This is a genomic window from Leptolyngbya sp. FACHB-60, from assembly GCF_014695775.1.
Classification (GTDB): domain Bacteria; phylum Cyanobacteriota; class Cyanobacteriia; order Phormidesmidales; family Phormidesmidaceae; genus Nodosilinea.
This window is the reverse complement of the sequence record NZ_JACJOX010000028.1, coordinates 153,755-169,864: the sequence shown is the minus strand read 5'-3', so window position 1 is coordinate 169,864 and position 16,110 is coordinate 153,755. Positions and strand designations below refer to the sequence as shown.

Here is a 16,110-nt window from a genome sequence, read left to right as displayed (position 1 = left end):
AGGATAATCGACGACTACATGCTCCTCCAAGTTAGCCACCAAAAGTAAGAGATAACATCCTAAAGGCCGGGACTTACCCGTTACATTTAGCACTGAGTATGTAGTTGGACAACAGCTATAAAAAGCTTGGAGGCAAAATATTATGAAACTGCTTAACTTTTCCATCGACCAGGGAATCTATTTACACATTGCCGGTCAAATATTTGATCTACATAACGCCTTCACACTCGAAAATTATAGTTATGACGTAAGAAAGCGTGCATTCACTCTCGATCTTAAAGGAAAAGTTTACTGGAATGAAGCAGCTTTCACCAACGAAATAACAATTGATCTAAACCTCATATTTGATCAGGTAAACTTTGTACGCCTTCAGGAAACACCTGCTGCTACTGACGAAAGGCTACGAGCTATAGATCCTACCTCTTCGTTTAAATATCTCGAAGCCAGACTTGCTTCAATACAAACTATTGATGAAATAGTTGGACAAGCTCAATGGCCGATTGTTGAAGTCGAAGGATTATTTCGTACCGACGAAATAGCTGAGGAGGATTGGCACAACTATCTAGTCATCGACTTTCATTTCGGTGCTTCAATTCTTATCTCGGCAGAAACCGTTAAAACCTTCTTTTATCAACGCAATACAGAAGATGCATAACTCTAATATGAGAAAATGTATTTAGAGCTTGAACATTTATTAAGTCAAAGTTCTTTGCTCTTGAGCTGCACTACAGCGCCATCATGAGGATGCAGGTGGTCCTGCCTGGGGTTGGTCACAGACAAAGCGCAAGACGGCTGCGGCGCTACTGCCTGCCTGAGGTTGTGTCAACTGACCAGCATCCCCATAGTTAATGCGCTGAATCTCCTGCCCATCTTTGTCACGAGCAATGATTTGCCTGAGCCGAGAAACACCGCCTGCACAATCGACAGAGCGATACAGCATGGCACCATGAACTGGCTGCTCCAGTTCAACCCCGACAAAGGCGTTGTTCGGTTCAGGGAAGCTGCGATGTTCCCAGTACCAAACAGCTCCATCCCTAAATTGAATCGAGTTACGCTCTACCATGAAGCGATCGCCCACAGCATTGCGCGTCACCTCAACCCAGTCTACTGGACTAGACTGAGCCAGCGCACCAGAAGCACCGACAGCAGAAATAATCGCGGCCAAACCAACAAGCAAAGTTTTCATAGGTTACTGGGGATTAGGCTCAGATTGACTATCAGACGCATCTTCAGAAGGGGCCGTGCGATACTGCTCAACATTTTGTATGGCTCGCTGAGCAAAGGAATTATTAGGGCGTTCGTCTAATGCCCGTTGAAAATAGAGCAGCGCGGTTTCATAATCGCGTTGCTCCGTTGCCGCATATCCTGCCCCCATATAGCGATCAAACTCTGATGACTGAGGCGGTCGTTGTGCCGAAGGTGGCGAAGATTGAGACGCGGGCGCAGTCGCTGCTGCTGCTGTCCCTTGCTGCCCCTCGTAGGCAGTCACAACCTTTTGAACATACTCTGCGATTTCAGAACTGTTGTACTGAGACGGGTCACCCCGCATCCACCAGGCAGCGGATCGCCGCACCGCTAGCATTTCATCGTTACCGCTAGCGCCATATTCCTCTTTCAGGATATCCCGCATCACACAGGTCACAACCGAACGGGCAACGTCTGGGCTAGCCTCAAACTCAGTCGGTGAAAGCTCTCGACCAATACATGACCTTGACCACCGAGGGATGTTTCCTGGCATAATCTGCCAGTCACTATAGAGCCCGTCATCGGCACGCCCCGTTTGAGGGGCTGCTTGACGAAGCGCCTCGACCAATGCTGCAACTTGACGTTCTGAAACTTGTGCCTGGGCTGGTAGCGTTCCGACTGCCAGGATAACGCCAAGGCTGACGATTAGTTTGCCAATGGGTAGTCGCATAACTATCATCTATCCCAAATTGGTTCCCAAACTGAATCTTACATTTATTATTCGATGCTTGTCATTTACCGTTTGTTAGTTGTTTTTTATACAAGAATAGGCATACTCCCTTAGATTAGCTCCGGTGTGGTTTTTGGAAAGGAAAACATCATGATTTGGAAAAGTTTCGGTTGATGAGAGGCGAGCATACAGCAGCCTAACAATTCGGGTGCAGTAGATTGACCGAAACCACTGGGTAGGATGCAAGGACTCTGGCAACCCCTGACCCGAACCGTTATCAAATCTAGATCACACTGCCCTAATTCTCACAAGGCATAACCTAGGGGCGTTTGAGCAGCCTAGCCCTAGACTTTATAACCTTCGCCTGGCCCCTCAAGATTGGGTGTGAGAAGCTGAAACGCCATTAGGATTCTTCCCCCCACAGCGAATCAGCCCCCCATTTGCTCTGTGAGTGTTACAGCGCAGCCGTCACCGTTTCTCGCTGGGGATGGATGGCTTGCCCGGTCTGCAACGATGTGTGCAAACGGTTGAGAGCGTGCAGATAGGCATGGGCGGAGGCCACCACAATGTCGGTATTCGCCGCGTGGCCTGAAAATACCCGGTCTTCGTAGCGAATGCGAATAGTGACTTCGCCCAGGGCGTCGATGCCCTCGGTGACCGACTGCACCGAGAACTCGATTAGCTGGTTGGGAATATCCACCACACGGTTAATGGCTTTGTAAACCGCATCCACCGGGCCAGTCCCGATCGCAGCATCCATCAGCTCTTGCCCATCAGGAGTACGAATGGTGACGGTGGCAGTGGGCTTAGCGCTGTCGCCACAGGAAACCTGCACCAGGTCAAGGTGAAAGTGCTCCGGGGCCTGCTGGGTTTCATCGTTGACGATCGACTCAATATCCCAGTCAGTGATTTCTTTTTTCTTGTCAGCCAACTCTTTGAACCGCAAAAAGGCGCGGTTGAGGGCCTGGTCATCCAGTTCATAGCCCAGCTCTTGCAGGCGAGTGCGAAAGGCATTGCGGCCCGAGTGCTTGCCCAGCACAATCTGGTTGTTGGTCAGACCAATGGACTGGGCGTCCATGATTTCGTAGGTGAGCTTGTTTTTGAGCACGCCATCTTGATGGATGCCCGACTCGTGAGCAAAGGCGTTGGCCCCCACGATCGCCTTGTTGGGCTGCACAAACATACCGGTCAGATTCGACACTAGGCGCGAGGTTTTGTAGATCTGGCGGGTGTCGATGTTAGTGAGGGGTTCCTCCGACTCGGCCGGACGACCCAGGAAGGGATTGTAGAAGGCGCGGCGCACGTGCATAGCCATCACCAGTTCTTCGAGGGCGGCGTTGCCTGCCCGCTCGCCAATGCCGTTGATGGTGCATTCCAGCTGGCGCGCCCCAGCCTTCACCGCTTCGAGAAAGTTGGCCACCGCCATGCCCAGGTCGTTGTGGCCGTGGACAGAGATGACGGCCTGATCGATGTTGGGCACGTTGGCTTTGATGCCGCGAATCAGGTCGCCAAACTCGCTCGGCGTCAGGTAGCCCACGGTATCGGGGATGTTGACGGTGGTGGCCCCAGCCGCGATCGCCGCCTCCAGCACCTGATACAAAAACTCGGGGTCAGAGCGGCCCGCATCTTCGGGCGAAAACTCGATATCGTCGGTGAAGGTCTTGGCGTAAGCCACCATCTCTGGGGCGATCGCCAGCACCTCCTCGCGGCTCTTGCGCAGCTTGTACTGCATGTGAATGTCGGAGGTGGCGAGAAACGTGTGAATTCGCCCCTTCACCGCAGGCTTAATTGCTTCTCCAGCTCGCTCGATGTCGCCCTTGGTGGCGCGGGCCAGACCGCAAATTGTGGGACCGTTTGCAGTGCCGACTTCTCGGGCAATTTTCTGCACCGCCTCAAAGTCGCCAGGGCTGGCAAAGGGGAACCCCGCCTCAATGATGTCAACCCCCAGCCGCGCCAGCTGTTTCGCAATCACCAGCTTTTCTTCCACATTTAGGGTGGCACCGGGCGACTGCTCGCCGTCCCGTAGGGTGGTGTCAAAGATGAGAATGCGATCGGGGCTGGGCGGGTTGCTCATGGTGACTTCCACGGAGTAAACGGTAGAGGATGTTAGATCGACGGCAGATCGTTTTCCAGAAGATGGCCATCGCAAGGCTATCCGGTTCTGAAGCAGATCAGACAAATGTATCGGGTCTAACTATTCTACCGGTACAAAGTCGGAATCGCTACGACTTAGCCCTAAACATTTTGAGCGATCGGTGACACAGCCGCTGCATCCAGACAGAGTTTCTGCCCAGTCACCCCTAGCGCCCCTAAAAACAGGCCATCCCTGCCGGCTCGATCGCGATCGAACTCGGCAGGGATGGCCTATGAATGGCAGATTGGCCCTAGAGCCCTGCTCATCAGAGTGCGTTAATCTCTCCAGGTTTCAGCCTGCATTCTCAGAATTTGGTTAACGCTGTCAATGTAGCCCTGGTCTTCCATGAGGCTGCGGCTGATATAGCCTTGGTTGATGGCAGATTCAACAATGTTGCGACCCTCAGCAGTACCATGGCGCGCCCTGTAAGGTGAGTAACCGTTATCGCCACCGCCTGCGTTTAGCTCACCCCTAACGGCCATGTAGGCCAGCTGGAACGGGCTCACTAGATCGCTGGAGAGAGATGAACCCATGCCCATGCTGTCAAACTCAGCGCTGGGCGAAGAGCCCTGCCCAGGAGTTTGCATCTGCCCAGAATTCGGAGACTGTCTAGGGGCTTGGTTGCCTGGAGTTTGGTTAGGGTACGCACCCGGGCTTTGCCCAGGGACCCGCTCAGGAGCTTGGGTAGGAGCCTGGCCCGGAGTTTGCATCTGTCCAGGAGTTTGTCCTTGGCCAGGGGTTTGCATCTGCCCAGGAGTTTGCATCTGCCCAGGAGTTTGTCCTTGGCGAGGGGTTTGCATCTGCCCAGAGTTGTCGGGTTGTCTGGGGATTTCGTTCCCCGGAGTTTGGTTAGGGTACGCGCCCGGGCTTTGCCCAGGGACCCGCTCAGGAGCTTGGATAGGAGCCTGGCCCGGAGTTTGCATCTGCCCAGGAGTTTGTCCTTGGCGAGGGGTTTGCATCTGCCCAGGAGTTTGCATCTGCCCAGGAGTTTGTCCTTGGCGAGGGGTCTGTGTCTGCCCAGGAGTTTGCGTTTGGCGGGGGGTTTGCGTCTGCAAAGTCCCGTGGGTATCGGCTAAGACAGCAGGCGCAACTGCCCCTGCTAGAAAGAGTGCTGAAATCGTTCCTATGGATAGTCGTTTCATAACGGACCTCAAATTTGGATCTTGTACAAGATTCGCGACGGCTTTTCGACGGCAAAAGAATCTTGGCTTGTGACCCAGAATTCTGTGCTTCTTGCTTTTTTGATGGTTTTCTCTAAACTGAGAAGGTTTGAGCCTAGAAAAACAGATCGAAAAAGCGAGAGATCAAACTCTAAGCTTCACAAGCTCTCAATCCAAGCTAAGGACAATTTCAAAAAGTGAAGTCTTTCGCAAGGATGAGATGATCCCCACAAATTTGGCAGATCTACATTCAGGATGAAAACACAAAAATAATTTATTTTTTTGGTGAAAAGATAGTAGTGGTCGATTAGGAGTTGTGCGATTTTTCCCAAATATCTATCCCTCGACAGTGCCTTCGAATACTGTTCGGCTGATGGGGCTATTCCAGTTCCCCGTTGTTAAGTATTACCCGCACAAAGGGAGCCTTTTCTTCTAAGCGCACAGACTTTTCTCAGCAGAAATCCGTCCTTTGACGCTTCCCAAAGCCTCCAGACTAAAAAAGGGTGCGTTACCCAAAGAAGTAACGCACCCTTAATACCGTTGACGACTCGTAGAGAATTGCCCTAACTGGATCTAGCTATTGACAGACTACAAGCAAGTCGAGTTTGTTTTAGTTATCACCTACAGCAGGAATCGGATGCCCACGTAGGCGCTAATGGTGATTAACTGTAATGCCATGATCGGCAGACCGTAACTCAAAAACTGTCGGAACGAGATTGGCTTGCCGTGCTGCTCAGCAATCCCCGCCGCCACAATGTTTGACGATGCGCCAACCAAGGTGCCGTTGCCGCCCAGGGTGGCCCCAAACATCATCGCCGCAAACAGGGGTAAAATCTCGGGCGGAATCTGCCCGGCGAAGTCGGGCGACAGCAGCTCCGGCCCCGCCAAATTGACGTTGACCAGGTATTCCTTCAGCAGGGGCACCATCGCCACCACCAGGGGAATGTTGGGTATCAGGCTAGAGAGAATGCCGGTGATAAACAGCAGCAGCATTGCGCCCAGGGCGATGTTCTGGCCAATCACAACCCCCAGCAGACCTGAGGCCGAGCTAATCACCCCGGTTTCTTGCAGGCCGCCGATCAGCACAAACACACTCATAAAAAAGATCAGTGTGCTCCAGTCGACATCGCGCAGAATGTTGTGCACGGTGTCGATGCCGCTGTGGTGGGTGAGCAGCAGGCAGAGAGCGGCCCCTAGCAGGGCGATCGCCGCCGGAGAAATGGGCACCGGCAACGTGTCGCCTACTACAAACAGCACCAGCACTAGAGCCACAATCAGCCCGCCCAAGGCCAGCATGCGGGGATGGTTAACGACCGGGTGGGGCAGGTGGTCGAGGTTAGCCAGCTTTTTGTTCCAGGTGTCGGGGAAGAGAATGGGCAGCATGACGACGATGGTGGCGATCGCCACCACACCCCCCAGGCTGAGCTTAGTGAGATAGTCCAAAAAGCTCATGTTGATCGCGTCGCCCACAATAAAGGTGGCTGGGTCGCCTACCAGGGTCAGCAGGCCAGCGCTGTTGGCCGCAAACACCATCAAAATCAGCAGGGGCACAAAGTTGATGTTGAGTTCTGCCGCCATGGGCGGAATCAGTGGTGCCAGCAGCATGACCGTGGTGGCGTTGGGCAACATGGCGCAGACCGGGGTGGTAATGGCCACAATGCCCAGCAGCAGTCGCTTGCCTTCGCCCCGCGCCATAATCACCATTTGAGTGGCTAAGAATTCAAAAATTTTGGTGGGCTCAAAGGCGCGCACCATCACCATCACCCCAAAGAACAGCGCCAGGGTAGCGTGGCTATTGCCGATGTAGCCAATGGCTTGATCGAGGGTCAGCACATGAAAAAATATCAGCAGCATTGCGCCCAAAAAGGCCGCAACGGTGAGGTGCATGCGCTCAGTGGCAATCAGGGCCAAGACCCCAAAAAAGATCACCGAAGCGATGATCGCAGACCAGGTTTCCATAGCCTGTCTCCTGTTGTGGTGCTAAGCGAAACCTTCCGATGAAAAATATCATCGAGAGGTTAACTATCGTAGGAGAACCACGGGTAGCGTTAGAAAAGCTTCCAGTACGTTCTCTCCCAAGGCCGACGGAGTTAGCTGACGGGCGAGGGGTGAGAGATCCCCTTCTCTGGCGATGCGTTTCGCCCTGAGATAAGCCCCAAAAGTTGGTTCCTCCGCACCAGTTCGCTCTTAACGAGCGCTGAATTAGGCCGCGTAACTATTGAGTTGCATGCGAATTTAGCACATTTGCCCCGGATCAACAATCCGCAAATGCCCACGGGCCACTGGATGCTGAGGGCGAGCTAAGCTTTGGCTGAAGTCTTGCTGACCACCTCACGTACCCGGTAGATCGGACGCTGCTGCGATTCGTGGTAGGTGCGCATGAGCAGTTCGGCCAGTAGGCCAAAGCTAAATAGCTGAATGCCAGCCAGCAACAGCACGACGACCAGCACCAGCAGCGGGCGATCGCCGATATCTTGACCGGCCAAAATCTTCAGCAGGGTGAGATAAACTCCCAGGATGATACCTGCCGCCATTGACACCAGCCCCAGGCTGCCAAAGACATGCATGGGCCGAGTGAGAAACTTCTTCATAAAGTAAACGGTGAGCATATCCATCATCACGCGCAGGGTGCGGCCCAGGCCGTATTTGCTAGTGCCAAAGCGGCGGGCATGGTGGGTGACGGGCATTTCAGTAATGCGGGCCCCTTCGATAAAGGCCAGGGCGGGCAAAAAGCGGTGCAGCTCGCCGTAGAGATTGAGGTCGTGGATCACTTCGGCCCGGTAGGCCTTGAGGGAGCAGCCGTAGTCGTGTAGCTCAACGCCTGTGACCCCGGCAATTAGCCAGTTGGCAATTTTGGAGGGAATCAGCCGGGTGAAGGTGTTGTCTTGGCGGTGTTTGCGCCAGCCGCTGACCAGGTCGTAGCCTTCGTTGAGGCGATCGAGCAGGCGGGGAATGTCGGCGGGGTCGTTTTGCAGATCACCATCCATAGTGATGACGATCTGGCCCCGAGAATGGTCAAAACCAGCGGCCATGGCGGCGGTTTGGCCGTAGTTGCGGCGCAAAATCACGGCTCGCAGCTGGGGATATTGCTGGGCCAGCTCGCGCAGGCGATCGCTCGATCCATCGGTGGAGCCGTCGTCTACTCCCAAAATTTCATAGGTGTAGCCCAGCCCATCGAGCACCGCGGCGATCGCCTGGACGAGGGTGGGTAGGCTGTCGTACTCGTTGTACACCGGCACCACCACCGAAATGTCGATAGGGACAGTCAAAGCTGGCAGTGCAGAAACCGAGGGAGAATGGGTAGTCATGGCAGCTTCAGCACAACAGGTGAGACCGGCAAAACGACAATCTATGCCGCCTGGGCATACAACAATTTATTTGAGTGTACTGGAAAGGCCTTGATCAAAAGTGGCCAATGCCGCACCCAGAGCCTCGGCCAGGGTGCTGACCACCCGGTAAAGCACCACGGCGCTGAGCACCACGGCAGCAGAGAACTGGCCCTGTAGCAGACTGAGGGCGATCGCCTCAAACACGCCTAGCCCACCCGGTGCGCCCGGCACCACTAGCCCCCCCAGCCAGGCCAGGCTAAAGGCGCTGATAGTGCTGGGCCAATTGCTCGCCGCTAGCGGTGTCACGGCGCTCAGCACTAGGCAAAAGCCGACGCCGCGCAGAGCTACGTAGCCGAGCTGGCCGAATAGGGGTTTGAGGGGATAGTGGCGGAGGCCAGGGGTGGGGTGAGGGATAGGGGGTAAGGGAGGTGAGGGAGATGGGGAGGGTGGGGGAGAGGGGAGAGAATCTTCAGTTGGTTGGTTGGCGGTTTTGGAGCGGCTGAGGCGATTGACTAGGGGGTTGAGCCAGCGGGGGGAAAGGGTAACGAGGACGATGCCCAGGCCTAGGAGCTGAAAGGGCCAGTAGTGGGTGGGGGTGGCGATGCCCACTACCAAGGCGGCGGCGGCCATAAGTAGGGGTTCCAGGGCGACGCCAACAATGGCGGAGCCGTTGTCAACCCCTACATTGCGCAGGGCACGCACCCGGCCAAAAAAGTGCCAGACGTTGCCGGGCAGATATTTTAGCAGGTTGGTTTGCAGATAAACGGGGGCGCTCCAGCTGCCGGTGATAGGCTGTTGCAAAGCTTGCAGGGCCCAGCTCCACACCCAGCCGGCCCAGATGTGGGCCAGCAGCGTCACGCCAAGGGCCAGCATTAGCAGGCTCCAGCCCTGGGCGCTAATGCGCAGGGCGCTAATGTCGGCCCAGTGGCGCACCAGGGTGTGGAGCAAGAAGGCGATCGCCGCACCTACCACTACCCAGCGAGCCAGGGGCTTCAGCCGCTTTAGCCCAGCAGCATTCAAAAACGACAAGGGCAACCCTCAAACAGGCAAACGCTGCTTGGACTATACCGCGACTCCCGAGCAGTAGCTGGTCATTACCCGCCCCGCTCGGCGCAGCTGCCGATGGTAAGCCGCGCTCACAGGGTGCGACAGATCGGTTAACGAGTCAATGCCAATGCCGTTGCGGCCCTGATCAACTCCTGAACTGTGAATATAGTTGCCCTGACCCAGGTAAAGGGCCACATGCTTAGTGCGTTCTGGGGTGCCAAAAAAGATTAGGTCACCCGGCAGCAGCTCATCCCAGCTGATGGGTTGGGTAAAGGCCTCCTGCTGGTACGAGTCGCGGGGCAGGCGAATGCCCACCGAGGCAAAGGCCGCCTGCATCAGCCCTGAGCAGTCGTAGTTGGGGCCAACGGTGCCGCCCCAGAGGTAGGTATTGGGGGTGGCCATTGCCCGCTGTGTAAAGGCGATCGCCTCCGGCAGGCGAAGCTCAATGGCGCTGCGATCGAGGGAGACAGGCTGATAGGGCTGCTCAGCAAGCTTGAGCGTATCCCCATCGGTAGCGCTGATCCAGCCTGGATAGTCGTCTTCGCAAAGTATCACCGCGTAGGCCTGGGGAGAGGCCTCCACCAGCCGTAAGTGCCTCCCCACCGCCGCCTGAGTCACTAACCCCTCGAACTCGTCCGTTTTGTAGAGGTTCAACGCTCGACCACAGACATATTCCTTCCCTAAGGATGCCGATAATGCTTCTTGACTAGAGAATGCCGCACTCGAATCCATAGTCACCACCCTCACCTTCCCCATCTTTCCCTCTCCCTCCCCCCCTTTCCCTCACCTTCCCTATCCCCCGTATTCCGCACATTCACCACCTTCTTCAGCACACTAAACCAGAAGGTCGACCCCATAGAAATGGCGAACCCGCTGACCAGCCAGCCCAGCAGACGGCGCGGCACAAAGGGGACCGGCCACGACTGCTCGGCGGCAAGCTGCTGCTGCACCACTACCTCGCTGTAGCCCAACGGAAAGGGAATCTCGTCGAGGGCCTGGTTGACAGCGGTTTTCACCTGCTCAATTTCTTGGTTAAAATCGCCGGTCGATTCAGCTACGAGCTGGTCGGCGGTTTGGGTAATCGAGTTGCGCAGAATGGGGTCTACGGCCAGTCGCGTGGCGATGTGAAACGAGTCGGCGTTGATGGATACCGCTGTGGCAATGCCAATCAGCAGCGCAACCGCCTTAGCGTTGCGCTTGTAGACACCAGTGGCCCGCTCCATGCCGCGATCGAACCACTTTTCGAGTTCGAGGCCAAACAGTTTGACATCGTCGCGGGCAGTGTCGGCGGTGATTTCGACTTTGCGGGCGATCGCTGCCAGACTGCTGCGCAAAGCCGGGGTAATGGGGGTCTGGGCTAAGCGATCGATCAGAGCCTGGGCATCGAGGTTGCCGCCTTGGGCCAGTCGTCTCAGTTCGCTATAGGCGGGGCTTTTATCGTCAAAAATGTCGAGCAGCTGGGCCACGTTGGGGCGCAGCTTGCTGAGCATCGCCGCCCGCTCGGTGGGGGTACTGGCCAGCCCACGCTTGATGTACTCCAGGCGACGCAAAAAGGTTTCGGTGAGGGGATGGCCGTCAGGTAATACATCCGCCGCCATCAGCCCAAACTCATCTAGGCGATTGACGACGCGATCGAGGCTTTCAGGCAGCGAGACAATGCCCGCCCGAAAGTCGTCGATAATCGTGTGAATGCCCTGCTCCAGCTGCTGAAGCTCGGTGTTGAGCAGAAACTCGTTGCCGGTGCTGGCCTTGAGGTCGCTGAGAATGTTGGTTACGGGGCCGAGCACGCGATCGCGGGCAAAACCGTGGATGCGATCGTTGGCCAGCACCTGCCACAGGTTGCCCAGCTGCATGCGCTCTAGCAGACTGTTGGCAAAAGCCTCGGGCGGAATGTAGGACGGGCCGCTGGTTTTGCCCGCCCCAAACACATTGCGCTGACCTGTCAGGGTGCGGTAAACGCGGCCAATCAAGTGCGAAATGCGCCGAAATGATCGCGCGATCGACCCCTTCGCCTCCTGGTTTAGACTGCGAATCCAAGGGCTTTCGTAAAGGGCATCGGCTAAGGCCTGGGCCGACGCTTCTCTATCTCGGTCATTGCCCGCTAGCAGCACCTCAATTGACTGCTTCAAGTGCTCAGCCCGCCACTGCAAAAGCGTGCCAATAATTTCTTGAGCCTCGCTGGCCAGCAGGCTCAGCACAAAAAAGATAAAGACTAGCCCCAGGGCAATGTCTAAAACTATAGGAAAGTTCATAGACTAACCGTACAATTCTGCATCTTTAAACCTCAACCTACCCGATGCTGACGATCTACCCATGCCCTAGACTTCAACAGCAAAAAATCGCCGCTCAGGCTATTTAAACTCTACAAAGAAGAGCAAATAGTAAGCCTGGTCGGTGGCTAGAGAGCACTAAAAAAGAGCGAACCAACCTATCGTAGACTTGGTTCGCCCATTGTACTCAAGCGATCTAAAAACGGATCACCATTGTTCTAAAGCCGAAGAGAGTACTGGTTACCAGAGCTTTTTATTCGTCTTCGTCATCCAGCAAAGCGCCGTTTTCTCCCAACTGCTTGAGGCGAATGTGCTTACGCCCCAGGGTAATTTCAAACTCATCGCCGGGTCTGAGCCCCATTTGCTTGGTATAAGTTGAGCCAATTAGCAGGTTGCCGTTAGACTGCACCGTAATGCGAAAACTGGCGCTCCGACCGCCGCGCCCGTTGCCATTCTGGGCGCTGTCAAGCTGAATGCCCTCCGCCTCAATCAAGGCGTTGAGAAATTTCATCATGTTGACCCGGGGATTGCCCGCCTTGGTCAATGTGTAATAACCGCAGGCTTTAGCCTTCTCTTCTTTGCTGAGTTCGTCAAGATTTTTGACCTTTTGCAGTAGCTCTTGACCGACTAGGGGTTCTACCTGAGTTGCGTTAGCCATTAACTCTATTCTCGTTCACAACGGTTTGCTCCAGACATTTTGAGCAGAAACAGCAAAACTGTTCTACCTGGCTCTACTTTAATGACAACATGCAAAATGATACTACAGCGAAATAGTTTTTTGCACTCTCTATTTTTTAGCTCCCTAATTGTGTAACCCCAAGGCACAAAAAGCCCTCTTTTTGTCTTTCATGAACACCGTAGAATAGTGACAACCGACGGGATATTTAACTAGATGAAACTAACAACTCGCGGACATTACAGTGTTAAAGCACTGCTCGACTTGACGCTGCATCCCTCCCGTCGCCCGGTTTCGGTGCACACCATTGCGGCGCGTCAGGGGCTACCGCCGCCTTATTTGGAAAAGCTATTGATTGAGCTGCGGCGGGCGGGCATTGTAGAATCGGTGCGCGGTCCCCAAGGTGGTTATCGCCTGGCCAAGCCCGCTGACCAAATTTTTTTGGGCCAAATATTAGCAGCCGTAGGCGAACAGGTTGACCCGTTACCTCGCCACAGCCCCCAGGCCGACCAGGCCGAGGACTGGGTTACCTTTGCCGTGTGGAACCGACTATCCCAAAAGCTGAAGGAAGCCCTCTATAGTATTTCCCTGGAAGACTTGTATTTTGATGCCCGCAGTTGGCAGGCGGCCCAGGGGGATGATGTCAGTTTTGTGGTTTAGCTGGGCTGAACGGGCAGCGATAGTGGGGCTGGCAGCCGCCCTCGATCGCATCGTTGGCGACCCCTGGGGCTGGCCCCATCCAGTGCAGGCGATCGGCCAGGCGATTACTTGGGGTTCTCAAAGTATTTTTCGTTTCAAGTTATCGCCGTTGGGGGAGCGATCGCTGGGCGTCATGCTTGGGCTAGGCGTCATTCTCGGCAGTGGAGCTGTCGGGTGGGGCATGGTGCGCCTGAGCGGAATGGTTCATCCTGTAGTGGGGATAGGCTGCGAAGTGGTGCTCTTGGCTAGCTGCTTTGCCGGACGCAGCCTGCGACGGGCGGCGGAAGATGTGCTGGCCCCGCTGGAGTTGGGCGATATTTCCCTGGCGCGGGAGCGTCTGGCCCTCTATGTAGGCCGCGACACCGCCAGTCTGGATGAGCCTGAAATACTGCGAGCCGTATTAGAAACCGTAAGCGAGAACGCCACCGATGGGGTGATGGCCCCGCTGTTTTACGCTCTCGTGGGGGCCTTGCTGCCCTTAGGCAGCGTGCCCGTAGCCCTGGCCTACAAGGCCGCCAGCACGCTGGATTCGATGGTCGGCTACCGAGAAGCGCCCTACACCTACATGGGCTGGTTTAGCGCCCGGTTTGAGGACGCTTTGACCTGGCTGCCGTGCCGACTGACAGTGCTTACCATTGCCCTGTTATCAGGACGGCCCCAGCAGGTTTGGCACCTCTGCCGCCGCGATGCGTCCGCTGACCCCAGCCCCAATGCGGGGTGGAGCGAGTGCACCTACGCCGCCGCCCTAGGGGTGCAGCTGGGCGGACGGAACGTATATAGAGGGCAGGTGAAGGAGAAGCCGCTGCTGGGGGATGCGGTGGTGCCGATCACGGGCGATCGCATCCTCGCGGCCCTTACCCTCACCCGCCATGGCTTCCTGCTGTGGACTGGCCTGGGCGTAGCTGTCATAGCAGGCCTAGGGATGCTCGGTCAAGGATAATAGGGCACTACTCTGCGGTTGGATGCTGCCTTGAAAGATGTTTTGCTTAAGTCCTCGCGGCGCTACTCAACAATTATGGGGCTGACCCTAGGGCTGGGGGCTGGGCTGTCGGTGGCGGCGACTCTATTAATCAGTCAGTGGGAGGCTTCGCAACGCCAGGCTCAGTTTCAGCAGCAGATCGAGAATCTATCCACGGCTCTGCAACGCAGTCTCAACCGCTACACCGACGTGCTGACGTTTTTGCAGGACTATTACCAGGTGGCGGAAGAACCCGTATCGCGGCAGTCATTTGCTGGGTTTGTGGCGCGATCGCTGATCAGTTACCCCGGTATCCAGGCCTTAGAATGGGCTCCACTGGTACGCCAAAGCGATCGCGCCGCCTTTGAGGCCAGGGTGCAGGCCGAGGGCTATCCCAACTTTGAGATTACTGAACTTTCGCCAGACAACCAGCTGCGGCGGGCGGCCAATCGCAGGGAATACCTGCCAGTCACCTACGTGGCCCCATTTCTTAACAACGAGGCGGCGCTGGGCTACGACCTCAGCTCCGACACGGCCCGCGCCGCTACCATTACGTCCGCCCGAGCCAGCGGCAGAATTATGGCCACCGAGCGCATTCGCCTGGTGCAAGAGCCGCGCGACCAGTTTGGCTTTTTGGTGGTGCTGCCGCTCTACCCCGGCGGGGTCGTGCCACCCGATCAGCCGACCCGCGAGGCCGAGTTTGAGGGCATTTTGCTGGGGGTGTTTCGCGTGGCAGATGTGGTTGAGGAGGTGCTGCAACCGCTAAGCTATGAAATTGACTTTGTCCTCTATGACCAAAATGCTGCGCCAGAACGGCAGTTTTTGGGTCAATACGAGGCGGTGAGCAAAACCGTAGTGGCTGGGCCGGCCAGTTTAGTGCAACCACACTCAGCGGTGTGCCTTCGCCCAGAAGACTGCACCCGCCTGCTGACCCTGGGCCAGCGCCAGTGGCAGGTGGTATTTGCCCCCACTGCCACCTACGGCCTGCGCCGCAGCTACGGCGCACCGCTCACCCTGCTAACCGGGCTATTGCTAACCGCCAGTTTGGCGCTATTCCTGCACAACCTACAGGCCGAACTAGTCCACACTCGACAGCTGGGAGAGTTGAAACTGCGGTTCTTTTCTATGGCTTCCCACGAGCTGCGCACGCCCTTGAGCACCATTTTGCTGTCGGCAGAGTCGCTGCGAGAGGATATGGCGCGATCGCAGGCCGGCCCAGCCCAAACCAAACTCGATCGCATTTTAATCACGGCTCAGCATATGGGGCAGCAGATTGCCGACCTGCTCACCCTCACCCGAGCCGAGGCGGGCAAGCTGGAGTTTAACCCGGTGCTGCTAGATACGGTCCTATTCTGCCAGCAGGTGATCGCTGAGGTGCAGCCCCAAGTTAGTCAGCCCCTCAGCTTTAGCCACCCAGCTGAGCCGATTAAAGCCTTTTGGGATCGTCGGCTGGGGCGATCGCTGCTCACCAATCTGCTGCTCAACGCCGCCAACTATTCCCCCAGCGACAGTTCCATTCAAATCTCGCTCAATAGCGATGGGGAGGTGGCAACGCTGACGGTACAGGATTTTGGCCGGGGCATTCCTACCGCCGACCTCGCCTCCATTCGCGAGGCCTTTCAGCGGGGCAGCAATGTGGGCGACAGGCCTGGCAGCGGACTGGGGCTGGCGATCGTTCACGCGGCTGTAACCCTGCACCGAGGCACCTGGCACATCGACAGCATTGAGGGCGAGGGCACTACCGTCACCGTGGCATTGCCGCTAGAGTGAGGGAACCCATCGGTGGAGGGATGTGGCTGGGATCGGCCCAACGTAGTGTAGACATTAAGAGTACATTAACCATAGGCTAGCTGAAATACCTACAGGCTAAGCTCTGAGAGTATCTTAAGGTTGAGCTGTCTCAGGTCTATTCGACCTCCTCA

General features: G+C 56.0%; 14 protein-coding genes and 1 riboswitch. Of the genes, 4 read left to right on the top strand and 10 right to left on the bottom strand.

From position 1 onward, the window contains the following. The first annotated feature begins 142 nt into the window (after positions 1–142). Positions 143–655: a hypothetical protein gene (locus tag H6F57_RS11930; RefSeq protein ID WP_190629686.1), complete on the top strand. Its 513-nt coding sequence runs from the start codon at positions 143–145 to the stop codon at positions 653–655. Between the two features lie 81 nt (positions 656–736). Here H6F57_RS11930 and H6F57_RS11925 read toward each other — a convergent pair whose 3' ends face one another. The 10 genes from H6F57_RS11925 to H6F57_RS11880 form a co-directional block, all read right to left on the bottom strand. Then, positions 737–1,186 carry a hypothetical protein gene (locus H6F57_RS11925; protein WP_190629687.1) on the bottom strand — a complete coding sequence of 150 codons (450 nt, stop codon included), beginning with the start codon at positions 1,184–1,186 and terminating at the stop codon, positions 737–739. A 3-nt stretch (positions 1,187–1,189) separates the two neighbouring features. Beyond that, complete coding sequence (locus H6F57_RS27150; RefSeq protein ID WP_199294732.1) at positions 1,190–1,915, bottom strand: tetratricopeptide repeat protein; 726 nt, start codon at positions 1,913–1,915, stop codon at positions 1,190–1,192. Between the two features lie 454 nt (positions 1,916–2,369). Then, positions 2,370–3,989, bottom strand: coding sequence for a 2-isopropylmalate synthase (locus tag H6F57_RS11915; RefSeq protein WP_190629689.1), 1,620 nt, complete (start codon positions 3,987–3,989; stop codon positions 2,370–2,372). Positions 3,990–4,324: 335 nt separating this feature from the next. Next, positions 4,325–5,191, bottom strand: coding sequence for a hypothetical protein (locus H6F57_RS11910; protein WP_190629691.1), 867 nt, complete (start codon positions 5,189–5,191; stop codon positions 4,325–4,327). Positions 5,192–5,830: 639 nt separating this feature from the next. Continuing rightward, positions 5,831–7,168 (bottom strand): SLC13 family permease, encoded by a 1,338-nt coding sequence (locus tag H6F57_RS11905; RefSeq protein WP_190629693.1) that lies wholly within the window; start codon positions 7,166–7,168, stop codon positions 5,831–5,833. Between the two features lie 106 nt (positions 7,169–7,274). Beyond that, positions 7,275–7,428: riboswitch (cyclic di-AMP (ydaO/yuaA leader) on the bottom strand. An 81-nt stretch (positions 7,429–7,509) separates the two neighbouring features. Further along, positions 7,510–8,517, bottom strand: a complete 1,008-nt coding sequence (locus H6F57_RS11900) for a glycosyltransferase family 2 protein (RefSeq protein WP_190629695.1) — start codon at positions 8,515–8,517, stop codon at positions 7,510–7,512. Between the two features lie 66 nt (positions 8,518–8,583). After that, positions 8,584–9,567, bottom strand: a complete 984-nt coding sequence (locus H6F57_RS11895; RefSeq protein WP_199294731.1) for a lysylphosphatidylglycerol synthase domain-containing protein — start codon at positions 9,565–9,567, stop codon at positions 8,584–8,586. 33 nt (positions 9,568–9,600) lie between these two features. After that, a complete protein-coding gene (locus H6F57_RS11890; RefSeq protein ID WP_190629697.1) occupies positions 9,601–10,317 on the bottom strand; it encodes a C40 family peptidase in 717 nt (238 codons plus the stop codon). A gap of 11 nt (positions 10,318–10,328) precedes the next feature. Continuing rightward, a complete protein-coding gene (locus H6F57_RS11885; protein ID WP_190629699.1) occupies positions 10,329–11,837 on the bottom strand; it encodes a hypothetical protein in 1,509 nt (502 codons plus the stop codon). A 271-nt stretch (positions 11,838–12,108) separates the two neighbouring features. Further along, the gene (locus H6F57_RS11880) at positions 12,109–12,513 is read right to left on the bottom strand and encodes an AbrB family transcriptional regulator (RefSeq protein ID WP_073608402.1); all 405 of its coding nucleotides are present in this window, start codon (positions 12,511–12,513) and stop codon (positions 12,109–12,111) included. Positions 12,514–12,747: 234 nt separating this feature from the next. On the opposite strand from H6F57_RS11880, the gene H6F57_RS11875 reads away from it, so the two are divergent. The 3 genes from H6F57_RS11875 to H6F57_RS11865 are packed head-to-tail and all read left to right on the top strand — an operon-like array spanning position 12,748 to position 15,958. Further along, positions 12,748–13,191 carry an Rrf2 family transcriptional regulator gene (locus tag H6F57_RS11875; protein ID WP_190629701.1) on the top strand — a complete coding sequence of 148 codons (444 nt, stop codon included), beginning with the start codon at positions 12,748–12,750 and terminating at the stop codon, positions 13,189–13,191. Further along, complete coding sequence (gene cbiB / locus H6F57_RS11870) at positions 13,169–14,170, top strand: adenosylcobinamide-phosphate synthase CbiB (RefSeq protein ID WP_199294730.1); 1,002 nt, start codon at positions 13,169–13,171, stop codon at positions 14,168–14,170. Before H6F57_RS11875 ends, cbiB begins: the two co-directional genes overlap by 23 nt. Positions 14,171–14,200: 30 nt before the next feature. Further along, entirely contained in the window at positions 14,201–15,958 is a 1,758-nt protein-coding gene (locus tag H6F57_RS11865) for a CHASE domain-containing protein (RefSeq protein WP_199294729.1), read from the top strand. Positions 15,959–16,110 lie beyond the last annotated feature (152 nt).

Excerpts from the sequence above, each read along its gene's own strand:
- H6F57_RS11930 (WP_190629686.1), top strand. The coding sequence starts at position 143 with ATGAAACTGCTTAACTTTTCCATCGACCAGGGAATCTATTTACACATT.
- H6F57_RS11925 (WP_190629687.1), bottom strand. The coding sequence starts at position 1,186 with ATGAAAACTTTGCTTGTTGGTTTGGCCGCGATTATTTCTGCTGTCGGT.
- H6F57_RS27150 (WP_199294732.1), bottom strand. The coding sequence starts at position 1,915 with ATGCGACTACCCATTGGCAAACTAATCGTCAGCCTTGGCGTTATCCTG.
- H6F57_RS11915 (WP_190629689.1), bottom strand. The coding sequence starts at position 3,989 with ATGAGCAACCCGCCCAGCCCCGATCGCATTCTCATCTTTGACACCACC.
- H6F57_RS11910 (WP_190629691.1), bottom strand. The coding sequence starts at position 5,191 with ATGAAACGACTATCCATAGGAACGATTTCAGCACTCTTTCTAGCAGGG.
- H6F57_RS11905 (WP_190629693.1), bottom strand. The coding sequence starts at position 7,168 with ATGGAAACCTGGTCTGCGATCATCGCTTCGGTGATCTTTTTTGGGGTC.
- H6F57_RS11900 (WP_190629695.1), bottom strand. The coding sequence starts at position 8,517 with ATGACTACCCATTCTCCCTCGGTTTCTGCACTGCCAGCTTTGACTGTC.
- H6F57_RS11890 (WP_190629697.1), bottom strand. The coding sequence starts at position 10,317 with ATGGATTCGAGTGCGGCATTCTCTAGTCAAGAAGCATTATCGGCATCC.
- H6F57_RS11885 (WP_190629699.1), bottom strand. The coding sequence starts at position 11,837 with ATGAACTTTCCTATAGTTTTAGACATTGCCCTGGGGCTAGTCTTTATC.
- H6F57_RS11880 (WP_073608402.1), bottom strand. The coding sequence starts at position 12,513 with ATGGCTAACGCAACTCAGGTAGAACCCCTAGTCGGTCAAGAGCTACTG.
- H6F57_RS11875 (WP_190629701.1), top strand. The coding sequence starts at position 12,748 with ATGAAACTAACAACTCGCGGACATTACAGTGTTAAAGCACTGCTCGAC.
- cbiB (WP_199294730.1), top strand. The coding sequence starts at position 13,169 with ATGATGTCAGTTTTGTGGTTTAGCTGGGCTGAACGGGCAGCGATAGTG.